Origin of the sequence: Candidatus Thiothrix phosphatis (assembly GCF_035668035.1) — a bacterium.
Lineage (GTDB): Bacteria > Pseudomonadota > Gammaproteobacteria > Thiotrichales > Thiotrichaceae > Thiothrix > Thiothrix phosphatis.
This window is the reverse complement of the sequence record NZ_JAYMYJ010000008.1, coordinates 1-18,744: the sequence shown is the minus strand read 5'-3', so window position 1 is coordinate 18,744 and position 18,744 is coordinate 1. Positions and strand designations below refer to the sequence as shown.

The window sequence follows — 18,744 nt, the reverse complement described above, 5'->3', positions numbered from 1 at the left end:
CATCGGGCTTTGATTGAGCAAACCAAGGGGTATCATGGAATGTGATTTTATCGAGATTGTCGATACCAACCGGCAACCGCAGCAGTCGGCTACGTTAGGTAGTAACGCTAATCCGCAACAACAACAAGCTATTCTGACCACTGACGGGCCGGTATTAATTATTGCAGGCCCCGGCTCAGGTAAGACTTACACGTTGGTTGAACGCATCGTCTATCTGATCACCCAAAAGAATGTTACCCCCGAATCGCTCTTTGTCGTAACTTTTACCGACAAGGCCGCTCGTGAACTTACCACCCGGATATCCAACCGTCTCAATGCGTTGGGGATCAAGTTCAACCTCAACGAGATGTACTTGGGGACGTTCCACTCAATTTGTCTGCGCCTCTTGGAAGAGTTCCGCGAATTTACCCGCCTCAAGCGCAACTACACCCTGATGGATCAGTTTGACCAGCAATATTTCCTGTACCAGAAAATGAAGGTATTCCATGACATCCCTGATATTCAACTGGTCATCGGCGATATTCATGGTAGTTCACGCTGGAAACAGTCTGAACAACTGTTGAAGTGGGTCAACAAGGTCAGTGAAGAAGCCCTTAACCTAGACGAGTTAGATAGTGCGCCAGACGTAGCCATCCGCGCTTTGGCTGTCTGCTACCGTCAATATCAGACATTATTACACGAGAACAACTATCTGGACTTCTCCGGTATCCAGTACGAAGCACTGGCCTTGCTGGAGAACCACCCCACTGTGTTGGAGCAGTTGCGTGGCAAACTCTCCTACTTGATGGTAGACGAGTACCAAGACACCAATACCATTCAGGAACGCATCTTGCTGCTGTTAGCCGGTGAGCAAGGTAACTTGTGTGTGGTGGGCGATGATGACCAAGGTTTGTACCGTTTTCGTGGTGCGACCATCCGCAATATTCTGGAATTCCCACAATTGTTTCCCGCTAACGCCTGCAAGCAGGTAATGCTATCCACCAACTACCGTTCTCACCCGGACATCATCAGCTTTTACAACCGCTGGATGGATGGGCAGACGTGGACGGATGGTACACACACTTTCCGCTTTCCCAAGCGGATCGAGGCAAAACAGGCGCAGTTCCCGAAAGAGCCAACGGTAGTGCGGCTGGCGGCGCGTGATGCAGAGAAGGAAGATCATGTGTGGCACGCCGAGGTAATGACCTTCTTGCTGCGGCTGAAGACCGCAGGGCTGGAGGACTGGAACCAGGTCGCGTTCCTGTTTAAGTCGGTTAAGAATGAGCGGGTGCTGGCGATGGCACGTTATCTGGAAGAGCACGGTATTCCGGTATACTCGCCGCGTTCCAATATGTTCTTTGAGCGCGAAGAGATCCGTTTGATGATCGGGGCCTTGATCTTCCTGTTCCCACAGTTTCCCCAAGTGCGCCAGTGGGATGCGAATATCAAGCTGGGCATCTGGGACTACTACGACCAAGAATGTTTTAAGCCGTTTACTGACGAGCTACGCAAGCCGGAAAACAAAGTGTTGTTGGAGTGGGCAAGACCGTTGGCAAAGCAGCACATGGCATTGACCCATAACACCGACTACGCCTTTTCGGGGCTGTTCTACCAGCTTTTACAATTCCCACTATTTGCACGTTTCCTTGAGGATGACGCGCTCTATGGGGTAGACAAAGGGCGAGCGGGGCGCAATCTGGCGACCTTCTCGCAGTTGTTGGCAAAGTTTGAGTACCTGCATTACATCAGCGTCCTAACCCCTCAATGGCTAGACAAGAATATCGGCGATCTGTTTAACCAGTTCCTGCGTTTCTTGTCCGATGGCGGCATCAACGAGTATGAAGATGTGTCAGAGTATGCACCCAAGGGATGTATCTCGTTCCTGACGGTTCACCAGTCCAAGGGGCTGGAGTTTCCAGTGGTGGTAGTCGGTTCGTTGGAGGCCGTGCCGCGCAAGCAATACACCGCACTCGATGAGCTGTTGGAAGACGGTGGCTACCTCTCCAAGGCAGGCTTTGAGCCGTTGGAACACATCAAGAGCTTTGACTTCCGGCGACTGTACTACACGGCCTTCTCGCGGGCGCAGAACTTGCTGGTGCTGGCGGCTCAGGAGCGTGATGGACGTGGTAAATCGCCGTCCAAGTATTTTGACAAGGTTTTCTATGATTTACCGCGCTGGCAAGCGGTAAATTTGGCGGCGCTGGAGTTTGAGGCGGTCAAGGAAATGAACATCAAGCGTGAATATTCGTTCACTTCCCATATCACGCTATTTGAGAATTGTGCGGAACAGTATCGCTTCTTCAAGGAATTGGAGTTTAGTCCGATCAAGGTTAGCCCGATGTTGTTTGGTACGTTGGTTCACCAAACTATCGAGGACATTCATAAGGCGGTGTTGCGGGGCGAAGAACAAGCGGTAAATCGGGAGAACATCGAGGGGTGGTTTGCGACCAACTACGCGATGCTATCGAAGAAAGAGCGGGTTTATCTGGCGGAGAGTTCGCAACACGCGGCGTTAGGGCATGTGTTGCGCTACTACGAGCGTGAAAATGGGCGTTGGGATCGGATTAGGGAAGCAGAAGTAGATATTTCGCTGGTCAAAGATCAGTACATCCTCATGGGGAGTGTTGACCTTATCCGTGGTGATGGCGGGACGGTGGAGATTATCGACTTCAAGTCAGAGAAAAAGCCAGACTTGGAGAAAGAGCGTAACAACTTGGAGCGGTATAAGCACCAGTTGGAGGTTTACGCACATTTGGTGGAGGAGCGCACTGGGCAGAAGGTGAGCCGTATGCACTTGTATTACACAGGTGAGGACAGTGGCAACCCCTATGTCACGTTTGCAAAAGATGACCGTGCGATTGGTGATACTATTGGGCGTTTTGATGAGATCGTGGAGCGTATCGAGAAGAAGGATTACAGCATGACGGCGCGACCTGCGAAGTTGTGCGTGAACTGTGATATGCGCTCGTATTGTGACAACAAGAATTGGAAGTTTAGGAAGTAGGATGACAGATAAACAAGGAACATTGGGGCTGGATGTGCTAACGGGTGCGATTGAGAACGTTGAAAAGTACCAGTTCGAGCCGATCAAGGGCTACCCCATGCTCAACTGGCGCGGCAAGCGTCCGTTTACGTCCACCCAATTCTACCCTGCCCAACTGAAAGAAATCCACGGCGAAGAAGTGGACGGCTGGCGCAACAAGATTTTCTGGGGCGACAACCTGCAAGTCATGAGCCATCTTCTGAAAGAGTATCGTGGCAAAGTAGACCTGATCTACATAGATCCCCCATTTGATTCTAAAGCTGATTACCGTAAGAAAATATTTTCACAAGGTAAGATGACTAATAGTAACTTTGCTGCATTTGAAGAAAAGCAATACGGTGATTTGTGGAATAATGATGAGTATTTACAATTTATTTATGAGCGCTTGATTTTACTTAGAGAACTTCTGTCTGATAAAGGTAGTATTTGGGTTCATTGTGATTGGCATAGAAGTCATCACATCAGATGTATATTAGATGAAGTATTTGGATCATCTAATTTTATGAACGATGTTACTTGGCAAAGAACAGACCCACACAATGATGCAAAAAGCCGTTTGGGGATAATTCATGATACTATTTACTGGTATTCTAAGAAAAAGGATAACGCTTACTACGATTGGCAAGCATCAGCAGGGAATTTATCTGACTCAGCATTAAGTGAATACAGTTTAATTCTTCTTGATAACGGTACTGTCATCAACTATTCGCCAGAATATGAAAATGTTGGGCGTAGATTCAAGTTAGAAAACACTACTTACAAAGGAAATAATTCAGATCGTCAGTTTGAATGGCGGGGGGTTAAACCTTCTTTGAATCGTGTTTGGACTTACCCTACGCCAGAATCAATGGATGATGCTCTTGAGCGTGGTGAGTTGTATCTCCGAGATGACAAGAAAGGATCAACTCGATGTAAAGTCTTTTTCCTTGAAGAAAGCAATGGACGAATTCTTCAAACAATATGGTCTGATTGTGGGCGAATGAAAGGAGGTTCAGATTACCCAACGAAGAAACCAGAACAATTGTTAGAGCGAATAATTACCGCTTCATGTTCAAAAGATGGGTTGGTATTTGATGCTTTTATGGGATCTGGGACGACGCAAGTGGCGGCAATGAAATTGGGGAGGAGGTTCATCGGGGCAGACATAAATCTTGGGGCTGTGCAGACGACTACGCAGCGGCTGATCAAGGTAGCGGATGGTTTGCGCCAGCAGCCACTGGATCCAGCGGAGAAGCGTTACACGGGCTTCGAGGTCTACAACGTCAACCATTACGACATCTTCCGTAACCCAGTACAGGCGAAGGATTTACTCATCGAGGCATTAGAAATCCAGCCCTTGGCTCAAGGGGCGGTGTTCGACGGTGAGAAAGACGGTTTTATGGTGAAAATCATGCCCGTCAACCGTATCGCTACCCGCGCCGACCTCAACGAATTGATCGCAGGCTTCAACTACAAAGCATGGGACGAACGCCAAAACAAGAACCCTAACCAAGTAGTCGAAAAAGTCATGTTGGTGTGTATGGGGCATGAAGCCGACCTCAAGGCACAACTGATACTTGCCGCAAAGCCCTACAAGATTGACGTGGAGGTGGTGGACATCCTGCGTGACAAGTCGAACCTGGAGTTCAGGCGCGACTCTGATGCGCGGTTGGCATTCAATGCGGGTACACTGGTCATCGAACGCTTTTACCCCATGAACCTCCTGCAAAAACTCTCCCTGCAAAAAGAGGCGGTCGAAGACTGGCGCGAGCTGGTCGAGAGTATTCTGATCGACTGGAACTACGACGGTTCAGTTCTACAACCGACCGTGCTAGACATCCCCGGCAAGGATGCGCTGGTACAAGGCAGCTACCCTATTCCCGCCGATGCCAGCACTATCCGCGTGAAGATCACCGACCTGTTGTCTGAGTCGTGGGAAGGGGAAATCAGCAATGGCTAAGGCAAAAAAAGTTACTAACGTCTCGCTAGACTTCGCTTTTTTCCAAGTTCTTTGGCAATTCTACCAAGCCAACCGTGGCACGATCCGCAGCTATCAGAAAGAACTGACCAAGAAGTTCCTTGACCACAACAACCCGGACAAAAACCCCAAGGCTTACCTGCGCCAACCGCAATTTGAAGCGTTGGAGGTGTACGTGTTCCTCAAGGAGTTTCTGGGTAATGCCAAGATCGAGGAGATTTTCCGTGACTGGTTTGAGAAGAAAGGTCGTTTTGCCAGCCGGGTCGAGGGTGGCATTGTCGGTGAACGCCGCCAAGGAGACATCTTCGATGCCCTGACCCAAGATCAGTACAAAGCTGTGTTTGCGGTGATGCGTAAGAATACTCGCACCTACCCCAATTACATCTTTGCCCTGACGATGGGGACAGGTAAGACCATCCTGATGGCAACCTGTATCTTTTACGAGTTCCTGCTAGGCAACAAATTCGACAAAGACACCAAGTATTGCCTCAACGCCTTAGTGTTCGCTCCTGACAAGACCGTGTTACAGTCGTTGCGTGAAATCGAGTCGTTCGACAAGAGCCGCGTTATTCCCCCCGAATACGCCAACTTCATCAACGCCAACCTCAAGTTTCACTATCTGGAAGAGTCGGGTACATCGTTGGATACGATGGACAAGTCTCGCTTCAATATCATCGTCTCCAACACCCAGAAGATCATCCTTAAGCGCAAGAACAAAGAAAAAACCGCACCAGATAAGCTGTTTGGTACGACTGGCGATACCTTCAACCGGATCGATGTGTACGCCGATACTACCGACCTCTACGGCTTTGACCAGCCTGAAGACGAGGCCGACCTGACCACCAACCAACGCTTTGAGAAGTTACGCCGCCTAGAGCAGCTAGGTATCTACGTAGACGAGGCGCACCACGCTTTCGGCAAGACCCTTGCCAAGGATATGGGAGTGGGGGCAAAAGAAACTGATACCAGCCTACGCACCACCATTGACATGCTCGCTGCCAGCTTGCGTCAGTCCGGTACAAAAGTTGTGGCGTGCTACAACTACACCGGCACGCCTTACGTGGGGCAAGCGGTGCTACCCGAAGTGGTGTATGCCTACGGTCTGAGCGAAGCCATCACCAAGGGTTTCCTCAAGCTGGTAAACCTTGTGAGTTATCAGAACACCCGCAATACCGAGTTCGTTGATCTTGCCATCAGCAATTTTCTGGCGGCGACCAAGGGGTTACGCCCAGAGGGGATGCTGCCTAAGCTGGCGTTCTTCGCTGCCACCATCGAGGAGCTGATGGGTGAACTCAGGCCCGCCGTTGAAAAGGCACTGGGGAAACACGGTATCCCGGCCTCCAGCATTCTGGTCAACGTCGGCGACCCCAAGCTAACCAGCAACGATGACATCCGCGAGTTTAACCGCCTAGACACCCCCTCCTCTGACAAGCAATTCATCCTGTTGGTCAACAAGGGGCGCGAAGGCTGGAACTGCCGTTCCCTGTTTGGTGTGGCGATGTTCCGCGAACCCAAGTCAAAAGTGTTCGTCTTACAGGCTACGATGCGTTGTTTGCGTTCCATCGGCGAAGTCCAACACACCGGGCATGTATTCCTCTCAGATGACAATCTGACTATTCTGGACAACGAGTTACAGCAAAACTTCCGCGTCAGTGCCGACGAGATCACCAAACCAGAAAGGAAACCTCCAGTTCAGATCCGCGTGGTTGAGCCACCCGTGAAAATCAGGCTGGTGCGGGTACGCAAGCATTTCACGGTGCGCGACAAGGTATTATCGCCCGGTGTGGCACTGGGGCTTGACCGCAACGACCGCGAGGCGTGGAACTTGCTCATCGAAAAATACCGCCTGATCGAGAAGCGCCGTAGTGGCCTGACGCTGGACGATGCGGCACGCTCCAAGAGTGAGAAAACGACTGACTTGACCGGACAACGCGAAAAGCGCGAGTTTTCCCGCCTCTCGCTGGTGGCCGAGATAGCCCGCTACCTCAACCGTAGCCCGCTGGCGATTGAGGACTTGCTGGACACCACCCACGAAGGTACGGATGAGCTGGTGGTGATGACCAACGAATTTAACGAATTGCTGTATGATGAGATTATCCCGCGACTGTTCAGGTTGTTGTACGAACTAGACGAACAAGAACAGACCGAAGAACACGAAGTTGAACTGGTCAAACTACCTGCGAATGGCTACTACGAAATGTCTGCCAATGCCGAGATGACCGTGCGTATGGGGGATGTTAGTGATGAAGCGGAACGTGCCAAGAGCTTCCATCTGGATACCTATTGTTTCGACTCGATTCCAGAACGCCAACTGTTTTGGGACTTGTTACGGGAACAGCGCGTCAAAAAGTTGTACTTCACAGGGATGCTGACCCACGGTCAATCTGATTTTTTCATCCAGTACATCGACCCAGATTCAAGAGCAGTACGCAGCTACTACCCTGACTTCCTCTTTTTGCGCCAAGAACCTGATGGTTCTGAGAAATACGTGATTGTCGAAGTAAAAGGTGATCACCAAGTCGATGACGTGGTTGTGCAAGCAAAGAAAGCCTTTGCCAACGAGATAGCGGTAGCAAGCGGCATGGAATACCGTCTGATGAAATCGAGTGATGCGGTAAAACGTAACTACAGAATACTGCTATAGAATTCAAATAAGCGGATAACAATACAATGATGCTAAACATGTCTAAGGATTTCGCAAAGTCAGCCGAGTCACTACCCAAGGAAATTCGTGCGAAATTGCCAAAAGTCTTTTTGCTGCTAATAAGTGACCCAAAACATCCTTCTTTACAGGTCAAAAAAATTCAAGGGGCAAAGAGGAAGGATATTTATGAATGCCGGGTTGATCAATCGTATCGGATGATAATTCGTGATCTCGGCGAGATGAAATATGACTTGGTTGCTATTGGGGAACATGATAAGACCTTAAGTTTAGGCATGAGTGTTGGTGCTGGAGTGACCGCTGGTCTTGCCGCAATTGGCGGCATTTCTGGGGAATTGAATATGAGACCTGGGCGGATAGTAGGTTCTTTACTTTGGATTATGAAAAAAACAGGACGAATCAAAGAAAATGAAGTTTCAAGGCTTCTGTCATGGTTAGATGGTAATGATGGCGCATTAGAGTTTTCACCTGTCGATACAACTGTTTTTCTCACATGACTTTAACTCCTAAGTGGTTTGTTACCGTTAAACTTTAAAGGTATATCACGTCTTCCAGCTCATCCTGCGCATAAGCATCCGCGTTGGTCAGGTGTCCGTCGTAGGGGCTAACTTTGTTGATGCCCAGACCATTCTTGAACACGATTTGCAGACCGTGTTCTTGTTCCCAGTCACAGTTACACGCCAGTGAGACATACACGCCTTTGTCACGATAAGCGCGGCGAGTAACCACTGGTTCAGTGCCGAACTGGATGTGTTTCCACACACCTTCGGGAGATGGGATTTCAAGGTATCCTTCTTCTTCCGGGGCGAAGTCGGCATTGCAGTCTTGGTAATAGCGGTACAAGTGCGGTTCTGCTGCTTTCAGGACATCAGGGGTAATGGAAAGGAAATTCAGGACGGCGGTGTGGAATTCTTCTTTAGCCAGATCCTCATCGTAGTCTTCAAGGACGATCCGGCATTCAATGTCACCCAGTACAGGAATGGGGATGGGTGAGCTGTAGTAGCAGCCAAATTGGTGGTCTTTGGTGACTGTGCCAAGGTGTGGGATTTCCATGATTGTTCATTCTTGGTGATTAGTTTGTCGTATGCATAGTTTTACATGTAAAACTCCCCTGCCCTCTCATCCTGGTACAAATACCTTGGGGTTTGGGGCAACGCCCCAAGAGAGCTGGATTCAGGGGCTTCCCCTGCGGGTCGGGCTGCTCCGGGTTTCGCTTGCGCTGCATCCCCGCAAGCGGGGACAAGCCCTGCACATCCCTAAGCCATGTTCACTGATCCCAAAGTTTTACATGTAAAACTCCCAGCCCCTTGCATTCTCCCCTGCCCTCACCTATTCTCGTTGATAACAACTGAACGGGACCGTAATCCCATCCATAGGCGGACAATCCGCCGCTTTCTTGAGCGGTTTTTTTATGTCCACAATCCGGCTTTCCGGGTGTGCGTGGCATACAAGACCGCCAATTGGCGGAAATAAGCGCGTCGCGTCCTATGGAGCGATTACGACACCCGGTAACTTGTTACCCAATCGTAAAAATCCAAAGGAGAGCTGCGTATGTCAGAAACGCTGCCTGTTTATGCCCTGCCATCAGGCACGGGGCAGTTGCCGCATTCCGCCTTGTTGGAATGGCCTGGTCTCACGGCTGAACAAATTGCCGTGTATGTGCAGATTGCCCGTGAACTGGGCTTTTGCCTCAATACCCTCCCCCCTACCCTTACCCCGCGTCAAACGGCTGTTGTGCTGGATGTGTCCGAAGGCACGTTGGAGCAATGGCGTTGTGTGTCTGCGGAGTTGCGCCCCAATTGCCCGGTGTTGCCGTTCCAGAAAACGGGCAGGTCGGTGCGTTATCCGGTCTGGGAAGTGGCGAAGTTTATCCGCCTGCATACCTTTGTGCGTTCCGGTCAACGGCTGGAAGGGGTGTGTGCATGAATTCATTAGTCACCATTTTGGATGCCGCCCTTGCTGCCGATCTGGGCAAACGCCAATGGGCAGTGTTTGCTGCTGTACTGCGCCAGACACTGGGCTACCGTAAGGTATCTGATGACCTGTCATCCGGGCGGTTGTCACAGTTGACGGGGATACAGCGCAACCATATCTGGCAGGCCAAACAGGAGCTGGTGGATAAGGGGCTGCTGCTCAGTGCGCCGGGGAAGTTTGGCGAGGTACTGGGGTTTGCAGTTTTACATGAAAAACTTTCCGGTGGTTTTTTTGCTTATCCCTCCCCTACCCCTGTTCGTGCTACAGATTCCGGCTATGCAGTGCAGCAATCTGCTACAAATTCCGGGGAGGTATCTCAGGGATTTGTTACGGTATCCGTATCTGCTACAGATTCCGGCGTGGGGGATGGGGGAAGCAGGGAAGTTTTACATGAAAAACTTTCATCCCCCTGCCCTGCCCCGCCCTCCGCCCGGTTGGTGGCTGTTCAGCCTGATTTGGGCGTGCCTGCGTCCCAATTTAGGCCGGAAACCGTCCCAAAACAGGACACATCACTAAGTAACCTTACACAAAGCAACCACGACAACAGTAAACCTGCCCTGCCCTCACCCCAAACCGCTGTTTTGCCCACGGCTTCATTGGGTCGTGTGGGGGTAGATGGGGTTGCGTTGTTTGGGGCAGGTGTTGGGGTATCTGCTACAGATTCCGGGTTGAGCCGTCCGTCTGTTTCTTCTTGCCGTTCATCTGCTACAGATTCCGGGTGTGCCGGATTGCCTGCTTTGGCGGGGGAACTGGAGTGGCCTGCGGGTCTGGAGGCGGGAATGCGTCAGGATATGGCGGGGTTGTTGTGTGGCCTTGCGGTGCAGACAGCCCAATCCGTGCTGGATGTGCTGGCGATGGGGCTGGAGGCCGGGAAGGTACGCAAGCCCTTGGCTTACCTGCGGGTGTTAGTGCGTTCAGCCCACAACGGGGAACTGGTGGTTGCGGAGGCACAGGCATGGCGCGAAAAACGCTCGTGTGAACGTGCCGTGCAGGTTCCAACATCGGTGTTTGAACGTGCCGGGGAATTGGCATGGATACAGCAGCTTGCCGATTTGCAGGGGCTTCCTGTGGACGTGGTAGCTTCCCAACTAGGGGTGAAGATGCGGCTACCACACCGGACAACAGTGGAAGCAGTTGGTGCGGCAGCCGCGAGTGATATGCCAGCCCCGCAGTGGAAACGGGACAGGCACAAAGAACCCCCGTCGGGCTACGGGGGAGTACGGAGTGTAAGCGCATGACCGAGACAAGTGCAATGCCCTCCCCTGCCCTCATGGTGAATGGGGCTGTCATGGATCAGGACAGCCAACCTCCCGTCCCGGTACGTGCCGTGCTGCGTTTCGTGCTGGGGCTTTGGGATGGTTTGGTCTGGCTGCTGTTGGTGGCTTTGCCCGGTGTGTGGCAGAGCCTGAACTTTGCCGGGTTTGCCCTGCACTTCCCCTACGTGCTGATTGGTCTGGTGATTCTGGGTGGTGTGTATTACGCCATCCGTGCCTGGGCTGACGGGCATCTATTGTGGTTCAGTGCGGTGCTGTTCCTGTTGGGTACATGGATGTAACAAGGAGTTTGTAATGATTACATTGGAAAAACTGGATACCTTACGCGGTAAGCCGGAAGAACTGAAAGACATGAAATCTGTCCGCCAATTGGTGGATGATCTGACCAAAGCCAACTGGCTGTTATGGCTGGCTGGGGTTGCGGCCTTTCTCGCTTCTGCCATGTTTGTGGTGAAGTATTTTGTCGGCGGCGACCTGACCCCATCCGTCTGGACGGGTGAGCAATGGGCTAATGCGTGGCTGGGTTTGGGCATCACCCTAGTGGTGACATTCGGGCAAGGGCTGCTGTATGCCAGTGGCTACAAGGGGCCTGCTGCACTCATTGCTACCTGCATTGTGGTGTTCTTTGGATTGTTCTCCGAGGTGTCACAATCCATGGAACGCGAAGATGCCACCGTGCGCCACCGTTCCGAGAACTCGCCTGTGTTCCAGACGGCACTGGGCAGTATCAGCAAACTGACCGACAAAGCGGCAGCACCCTCCCCTGCCCAACAAGCATTAGCAGCCGCCCAAGGGGAAGTGCATCGCTGGGAAGCCGAGCAGCAAAAGAAGGCCCAATGCCATACCTGTAGTGAATACAGTACCCGCACCATTGGCAGCAAACTGGCAGAAGCACAGGGACGGGTAGCCGCAGCGCGTGAACAGGTAGCGGCTTACCAGACCAGTAATGCCTCTGCCCTGTCCACCGCCATTGCCCAAGCCAAGGCGTTGGAATATGACGAGGACAAGCATTACGGCATGATCCGTTTGCTGAAACATATGTTCAGCGTGGAGGGCATCGTGGCATCTTTCTTGTTCTCGGTGGTGGTGATCGGTACGTTTGAGTACATCTTCCATTTCATTGGCACGTATGTCGGTAACCATCGCAAGGCGCTGCAATTACTAGGGCTGAATGCCGATGGTTCCCCGTTTGAACCTGCCCCCTCTTTACCTGCCCTACCCTCATCTGCCTTGGCCTCACCTACCCTACCTGTTGCCGCAGGTACGGGTGGTACAGGGCAAACGGCAGTGTCTGGCACGGGTGCGGGGACGGCAAGTGGTGCAGGTGTGCGTCCCCTACCCGGCATGATCCCGGCTGACCATTTCGCACGGGACTGGCTGCGCATGGATTACTCCACCACTAACCCTACCTTCCCTATGCCCGGTTTTGCCCCGCCTGTTAACCCTCTCACCACCGGTGCTTCCAGCCTGTCCAGCCTTACGGGTAAGGTAAAGCACCAGGGTCAGGGTGGTCAGCGTACAGGTACGCCACACCCCGGTACGGCAGGTGCAAAACAGGTAACGGGTAAGTACCTTACGGGTAAAGTCGGTGAGGGCAATGAGGTGCAGGTGGCCGAGTCTGTCTACCTGACCTTGTGCAAACTGGTCAGGGGAGGGCAGTTGCGTCCCAGCCGTCCGGGTTTGAAAAAGGCACTCCAGAAAATGCAGGTTGGCAGCAATCAGGTGGAACGGCAGGCAATGGCCGACCTGATCCTGCGGCACATGGAACAGGATGGCGTGGTGTACCGCAATCCGGCGTACACTGGCCCCAGTTGTGGGCTAGGTGAATTCCTGCCTGTATTGGAAGTCAAACAGGCAGCACTGGCTTTGGTGGGTTAGGAGAACCGGGTTGGTAGGTACAGGGCAGGGGAGTTTTACATGTAAAACTCCCTCGTCCAGCCGTCCAGCGTGTGGGAGGCTATGGATGGGAAGTAAAAGTTAGGGTGTGGCAAGAGGAAAAACATCATGCGTCAGTTGTTGGTAATAGGGGTGGCAGTAGCCACTTGGGTTGGAGGTTCACTTGCGTGGGCGGCAGCGACCTTACCGGAACCTGCATGGCAGGCCGATTGGTCGTGTGGACAGGCTGTCACGCCTGACCGCAAGCTGGTGCAGGGATTGCTGGGTGCGGGGGAGCTGCATGGTTACGTGGTGAATGGAGTGACCCTGCCTGTCTTGGTGGGTGAGCGTATGGAAGGGATGGGGACGGTGGTTTTCATCCAGCGGGCAGGGCAGTGGCAACTTTACCCTGTGGCTGAAGGCCATCGGGTGGAGGGGGCATACAGTACCCCGGCCTATGACCGTTTCATGCTGTTCAGTATGTGGGGGATTGAAGGCCCAGGTTCGGAATATACGGTACTGTGCGGGAAAGGGCAGTTTGCCGGTGTGGACTGTACCTCAGTGACATTCCCGGCAGACTTGAACCAGCCAGCATGGGCCAATGAATACCTGGTGCTGGAAGACTTCAATATCGGCAAAGATGGCAGTGGTGCGCTCATCGGTTCTGTTTACCGTGAGCGTGACGGTAACGAGACCAAAGACTGGTATCGCTACACGACCAATGACTGGGGTAAAACGTGGGGTAGGGCAGTGCAGGTTGATGACACCAGCAAGGCATTGGCCGGTATGTTCCAACCTGCCATCGAGGTCAAACCATCGCGTGAGTTACTGGACAGTTTGCTGGGGAGCTTGCCGAAGTAGGAAAGTTTTACATGTAAAACTTTCCTGTGGAGGTGGTTGTTTGGGATGGGGGTAGGGGAATCTTTGGAGTAGGGGAGTCAAGGACACCAGGCTTCCGCCAACCTGTCCCAGTCAATGGCCTTGATGCGCTCCAATACCGCTTCATCAATCGGCAGGGCAAACGTTTCCTGAAACCAGACCACAGCTAAGATGGAGGCAAACGCAATGTCTTCATCGCCTTCCCGCATTACACCATTCGAGCGGAACAGGGCAGTGCAGGCAATGTAGGGGATACGTTCAACTGGTTTGCCCCTGTGGCTTGTGCGTTTCCTGCCATCTGCATCCAACACATCCAGTACAGGAGGTGTGACGACAAACGCATAATGGGTGTGCATTTCCTGTTGGGCTGTTTGGCGGAACTGGCTGATCAGATCCTGGTTGTATTCCCGGTTAGGGACACCCAGCAGCAACCCGGCATAGGTATGGCTCTGGTTCAAATCCCGGAGATAAACCTCACGGCCTGAGTTCAAGGTAATTTGCATGGTGGTTGGTTGTCTTGTCTTTGGTAGGAGCTGTCTGGTGTGTGGCTGTTCTATTGCCAAGGCAGGGATTCATAAAAGCCCGCAACCTGTTCGTAGGCTATCTCAAAAGGCGGCAAGGGTTGTGAAACCTCATCACGCAGCAGGGCATACTCCTTGCCGGATGCTTGCATAATGTCTGATCTGCGCAAAATGTCCTGCTGAAGCAGTTCAGGCTCAAGACGGCCTGCGGCTTTTTTGTGAAACGTGTCCAGCACCTGCTGTTTCTCCCTATGGGTCAGGGGAGGGCAGGTATCCAACAGATACCAGATGTCATACACGTCCTGACGGCGGTTACGCTTACGCACCACCTGCTGAATGATGGAGCGCAGCTTCTCAGCCAGCAGGTCAGTCAGGCCGTAAGCCTGAATGGTTTCTTCTCCATCCAGCGACAGGGCTTGCAGCTCGTAGCTGGCTTCATTGAAGCTGTAATCAATTTTGACCGTGGTTGGTGCTGCACCCCGTTCCAGCCGTTTCACGGCATTGCTGTCCTGGGTGTTGGCATAACCCAGTTGTAACTTGAAGGAGGGGAAAGTGCCTCCTGTGCGGGGTTGCAGTTTGAGGGACTGGAGACGGCAAACAACCGGGTAGGGGAGTTCATCAGCGGCAACCACCAGTGCTTCCCGCAGGTGTGCTTCAAACTCCGCTTGGTCAATCTCAGGCAAGGTGTTGTGGGTAGAGAAGTCAATGTCTTCCGTAAAGCGGGAACTGCTGTAACGGATACCCAGCAACATGCCACCCTTCATGATCATGCGTAACCGCAGGTAATTGTCACCCGCAATCGCGTGCAGGATCAGGTGGACAGCTTGCCGGAAGGTGGTACGGTCAGGGGTGGCAGCCCTGACCCAATCTTCAATGTTGGTTTCCATCGGGCAAGTTTACGGATATGCACCACATTTCTGAATAAGAATCTTTGTAAGGTTCAGTCGCCAGCAGTTTGCGGGAGCCACCGCGCTGTACCAAGGCTTTCCAGCCTTCAATGGTGGGGTGCTGGTGTCCTAGCCGCTCTTGCAGGATATAACCGGCCCTTACCTTGTCGATGGCCTTACCTTCCTTGTCGATGGTCTTGAGGATGACAGGGAGGTAATGCCCGGCATATTCGGTGAACACTTCCAGCACATGGCTGAAACCACCGCAATAGTCGGGTTCCTGAAGCATATCCAGGAAGGTGCGCCCGATGGGCGCAACCCGTATGCCACCACTACCGTGTTGTTCCGGGTAAGGGTGGTAGTCCTTGCGGGTATGTTCCTGTATGGTTTTCGCCTGAATCTCCCCGCCGGGTTTATGGTGCTTGCATGGAATGTCCGCTAGGGTAGGGAAGGGCTGGAAATCCTGTTTGGCCTTTTCTTCTGCCAGCCGCCTGAATTCACTGGCAGTGCAGGTGGTCACATGGACAGTGTGGGGGATGCGGTCAGTCAGGTGATGCCATTCCATAGCACTCAGGTGTGACAGGTAGCAAAACGGGTTCAGTGTGCAAATGACCTGTTGCGCCGTCGGTGCTGTCAGGCCAGCGACAGCAAACACTGGCAGGTTAGCGAACTGGGTCAGAATCCCTTTGTTGACCAGACCATCCAGATTGCGCTCAATGACGGTTTGCTGGGGCAGGTCGGATGTTAGCTTGCCAATAGGTAAACCGGCATAGGTTTTGGTGTGGTAGAGTTTTACCATGTACCCTACCAGTTCATAGCGGCTTATCACGGGTTTGGGATGTTCCGTGAGTATCAGCCGTTGCAGGGCTGTAGAAAAGGAGATACTGGCTTTCACATCACTTCGCATAATAAGATATATGTCCTAAGGACATATATCTTATTATGCTTCATAAGTCAAGTATGGATATTCTTGATATTGGCTTCATATACATGAAATAGAAGGAGTTTAGCCGATATTCTTTATACTGTCTGTAGGTGTGTCAGGGTGATGGCTGGAGAGAAGTTTTACATGTAAAACTGTACTGTTGGCAGGACAAAACAGGAACAGGGGAATTGTCCGTATCCATAAATTTATCCGTATTTATTCATTGGCTGTAACTGTCTGGACAAATGGTAGGGACGGTTTTACATGTAAAACTGCGATTGCTTTTATAATGGCTTTCCCGGCCTGTCAGGCAAGGTATCCAGGTCGTTTCCGGCAAGTATTCTGACTAGGACAAGATGATGTTGTCCGTGTTACCCATAGGGTGGCATCGTTTTGTGGCTGGCAGGACGGGATTTGTTGGAGCAGTCAGTAAGACAGACATTGGGGTTACGCCTTGGGGGCAAGGGTGCGAAGGCTGCGGTGAACAGGGATGGAAAAACTGTTGCGGGGCAGGGAACTTGGTCTGTAAAAAAATGTCGTTCAGTTTTCGTTAAGTTTTCTGTTCACTTTGGATTTAGCTTGTGCCAGAATGCGCACGTCCCCTTAAAAAAGCCTCCTCTTGTGGACATGGAAGTCTCACGATAACAATAAGGAAAGCAAGGCGACTGGTTTACCCCTGACCAGTCGCCTTTATTTTTTTGGGTGTCCTGCCTGTCTTGTTCCAGCTTTCTTCCCTTTCCCTTGCCTTGACCCGCTGCCTTGCCGGGGATTTCATTCATCCACAGACAATGCGACAAACCTGCCATCGGGATCCCGGCAACCTTGGAATGGGTCTTGGGTGTGGGTATTGAACTGTGCCAGCAGGGTAGATGGGACGCTAAAGCCTAGCCTGACATTATCCGGTTCACCGTTGGTGGGGTACAACTCCAGTAGCAGCCCGCCGAGGTAGGTGGAATAGTGGACTGGGCCGCTACCGTGTTGTTCCCGTGTGAACGTCAACCCAAGTTGGGTGTAAAAGGTTCTGGTGGCCTCAATGTCGCGGCAACGCAGTACCAGCAGGTTCAGGTGCATTCTGGTTCCTCTTGTCTGGGTTGGTCTCGCCTGACATGTTACCTGACAGGGCACTGGATGCAGATGTTGCCGATACTATTTGGATAGCATCTCAAACAATGCCCCTGTGGACGTATACAGCCGGTATGCACCTGGTGTGTTTCCCCTTGGCTTTCACCTACCCCTGTTTGGGAGAGCAGGTTTGCTGTCACAAAATGATGGTTTGCCTTGCTGGCTGATAGTTTGGCTGTTGCTGACATTCTCCTGTTTGTGGGGATTGCTATCCCTTGTGCTGGGTTATGCTTAGGACAGGGCTGCCTGCTTTAACCCATCACTATCCTGATACGGGGGACTCTGCTGTTAACAAGGGTATGTGGCTGGGGAGATAGTTGCGGGACAAAATCCTTATTGCTACAAATTCCGGGTAGGGTGGCTCTTTGCAGACCGGGCTTTCTGCTGCAATGGCTTGCGCCATTTCCACGCCAATCCCTGCCACCTCCGTGCCGTCTTGCGCCGCCACTGCGCGTTCCACTTGTCGTTAGCCTGTTGCCCGTTTCTGGCTTAGCTGCTGGCGTGCCTTGCAACAGGCTAATCGGGCAGTTCAGCAGTCTTATGTCCCCTATCTGCCCCACCCGTTAACGTTCGCGTCATCCGGTATCCTGCTCCAACAAAAGCCATTGCTGCAAGGACTACTCGTTCCTGCGTTCCTCCTTGCACCCCTGTCTTGTGCCGAAGCGGTCGGCTACCGACGCGAGACGACGGGATGGGACAGATAAGTACGGGACACAATCCCCGCTTTCCCTGACCTGCCCGATGCAAAGACAACACAGCACTGCTGACCCATCAACGCTCAACAACAGGATGGGGTTGGAAGAGCAGGGCAGGGAAGTCCGCTATCGCGTGTTTAGCCATACACCGATACACAAGGAGACCATTATGAAACGGGACATCTATCAGGAAATCACCACCGCCATCCTCGAAGCATTGCAGGCAGGGGTACGTCCCTGGAAACAGTGTTACACCACCAGCTTGCCATTACGCACCACTGGCGACCATTACAAGGGCATCAACTGCCTGCGGCTGATGCTGGAGGCAGAACGCAAGGGCTATTCATCCCCGCACTGGATGACGTTCCAACAAGCTACAGAACGCGGCGGTTACGTGCGTAAGGGTGAAAAGAGTACGCTGGTCTGTTTCTTCAAGACCTTTGAGAAAGACGACCCGGACAGCGAAGAGGGAACCGTCAAGATTCCGGTGGCACGCGCTTACCACGTCTTCAACCTTGAACAATTGGAAGGGGTAGGGCAGGACACTCTGGGTGAAAAGCCGACCATCATCACCGAAACCAGCCGTTTCTTTGCGGCACTGCCCGGCAAAGTGGTCGAAACCACCCAAACACCGGCCTACAGCCCAACAAAAGACCAGATCCGTATGCCTGGCATCGAGCGGTTCAGCAGTGCGGAAGCCTACTATGCCACGCTGGGGCATGAATACATCCACTGGACAGGGCATGAGTCACGCCTGCAACGCAATGCCGAGCGTTCCCGTGCCGGGTATGCCTTTGAGGAGCTGGTGGCCGAGCTGGGAGCTGCGTTTCTGCTGCCACAGATTGGGCTTCAGCCCCTGATTGACGATGAACACGCGCCTTACATTGCCCATTATGTAAAAATGCTGGAAGACGACCACAAAGCCATTTTCCGGGCATCAACGCTGGCACA

15 protein-coding genes are annotated in these 18,744 nt (G+C 52.4%); 10 read left to right on the top strand and 5 right to left on the bottom strand.

From position 1 onward, the window contains the following. Positions 1–34 precede the first annotated feature (34 nt). Genes VSS37_RS00765 through VSS37_RS00750 form a run of 4 tightly spaced genes read left to right on the top strand, consistent with a single transcriptional unit; the run spans position 35 to position 8,138 of the window. Positions 35–2,983 (top strand): ATP-dependent helicase, encoded by a 2,949-nt coding sequence (locus VSS37_RS00765; protein WP_324692691.1) that lies wholly within the window; start codon positions 35–37, stop codon positions 2,981–2,983. A gap of 1 nt (position 2,984) precedes the next feature. Continuing rightward, entirely contained in the window at positions 2,985–4,961 is a 1,977-nt protein-coding gene (locus VSS37_RS00760) for a site-specific DNA-methyltransferase (protein WP_324692690.1), read from the top strand. Further along, positions 4,954–7,623, top strand: coding sequence for a TnsA endonuclease N-terminal domain-containing protein (locus VSS37_RS00755; RefSeq protein WP_324692689.1), 2,670 nt, complete (start codon positions 4,954–4,956; stop codon positions 7,621–7,623). Before VSS37_RS00760 ends, VSS37_RS00755 begins: the two co-directional genes overlap by 8 nt. 38 nt (positions 7,624–7,661) lie before the next feature. After that, the gene (locus VSS37_RS00750; RefSeq protein ID WP_324692688.1) at positions 7,662–8,138 is read left to right on the top strand and encodes a type II toxin-antitoxin system RelE/ParE family toxin; all 477 of its coding nucleotides are present in this window, start codon (positions 7,662–7,664) and stop codon (positions 8,136–8,138) included. Positions 8,139–8,172: 34 nt separating this feature from the next. Here VSS37_RS00750 and VSS37_RS00745 read toward each other — a convergent pair whose 3' ends face one another. Next, complete coding sequence (locus VSS37_RS00745; RefSeq protein ID WP_324692687.1) at positions 8,173–8,694, bottom strand: DUF6985 domain-containing protein; 522 nt, start codon at positions 8,692–8,694, stop codon at positions 8,173–8,175. Between the two features lie 498 nt (positions 8,695–9,192). On the opposite strand from VSS37_RS00745, the gene VSS37_RS00740 reads away from it, so the two are divergent. The 5 genes from VSS37_RS00740 to VSS37_RS00720 all read left to right on the top strand — a co-directional run bounded on the left by VSS37_RS00740 (position 9,193) and on the right by VSS37_RS00720 (position 13,625). Next, the gene (locus tag VSS37_RS00740) at positions 9,193–9,567 is read left to right on the top strand and encodes a hypothetical protein (RefSeq protein ID WP_308134622.1); all 375 of its coding nucleotides are present in this window, start codon (positions 9,193–9,195) and stop codon (positions 9,565–9,567) included. Then, positions 9,564–10,853, top strand: coding sequence for a replication protein (locus VSS37_RS00735; protein ID WP_324692686.1), 1,290 nt, complete (start codon positions 9,564–9,566; stop codon positions 10,851–10,853). The genes VSS37_RS00740 and VSS37_RS00735 overlap by 4 nt, the downstream gene beginning before the upstream one ends. Beyond that, positions 10,850–11,170 carry a hypothetical protein gene (locus tag VSS37_RS00730; RefSeq protein ID WP_324692685.1) on the top strand — a complete coding sequence of 107 codons (321 nt, stop codon included), beginning with the start codon at positions 10,850–10,852 and terminating at the stop codon, positions 11,168–11,170. The genes VSS37_RS00735 and VSS37_RS00730 overlap by 4 nt, the downstream gene beginning before the upstream one ends. 13 nt (positions 11,171–11,183) lie before the next feature. Further along, entirely contained in the window at positions 11,184–12,767 is a 1,584-nt protein-coding gene (locus tag VSS37_RS00725) for a hypothetical protein (protein ID WP_324692684.1), read from the top strand. A 126-nt stretch (positions 12,768–12,893) separates the two neighbouring features. Next, positions 12,894–13,625, top strand: coding sequence for a hypothetical protein (locus tag VSS37_RS00720; protein ID WP_324692683.1), 732 nt, complete (start codon positions 12,894–12,896; stop codon positions 13,623–13,625). A gap of 77 nt (positions 13,626–13,702) precedes the next feature. On the opposite strand, the gene VSS37_RS00715 is transcribed toward VSS37_RS00720, so the two are convergent. The 4 genes from VSS37_RS00715 to VSS37_RS00700 all read right to left on the bottom strand — a co-directional run bounded on the left by VSS37_RS00715 (position 13,703) and on the right by VSS37_RS00700 (position 17,047). Further along, entirely contained in the window at positions 13,703–14,146 is a 444-nt protein-coding gene (locus tag VSS37_RS00715; RefSeq protein ID WP_324692682.1) for a hypothetical protein, read from the bottom strand. Between the two features lie 50 nt (positions 14,147–14,196). Further along, the gene (locus tag VSS37_RS00710) at positions 14,197–15,051 is read right to left on the bottom strand and encodes a nucleotidyl transferase AbiEii/AbiGii toxin family protein (RefSeq protein WP_324692681.1); all 855 of its coding nucleotides are present in this window, start codon (positions 15,049–15,051) and stop codon (positions 14,197–14,199) included. Next, positions 15,035–15,850, bottom strand: a complete 816-nt coding sequence (locus VSS37_RS00705) for a type IV toxin-antitoxin system AbiEi family antitoxin domain-containing protein (protein ID WP_324692680.1) — start codon at positions 15,848–15,850, stop codon at positions 15,035–15,037. Before VSS37_RS00705 ends, VSS37_RS00710 begins: the two co-directional genes overlap by 17 nt. An 897-nt stretch (positions 15,851–16,747) precedes the next feature. Continuing rightward, positions 16,748–17,047, bottom strand: a complete 300-nt coding sequence (locus tag VSS37_RS00700) for a VOC family protein (protein WP_324692679.1) — start codon at positions 17,045–17,047, stop codon at positions 16,748–16,750. Between the two features lie 915 nt (positions 17,048–17,962). Here VSS37_RS00700 and VSS37_RS00695 point away from each other — a divergent pair. Then, a partial coding sequence (locus VSS37_RS00695; RefSeq protein ID WP_324692678.1) for an ArdC family protein occupies positions 17,963–18,744 on the top strand: 782 nt, incomplete at its 3' end.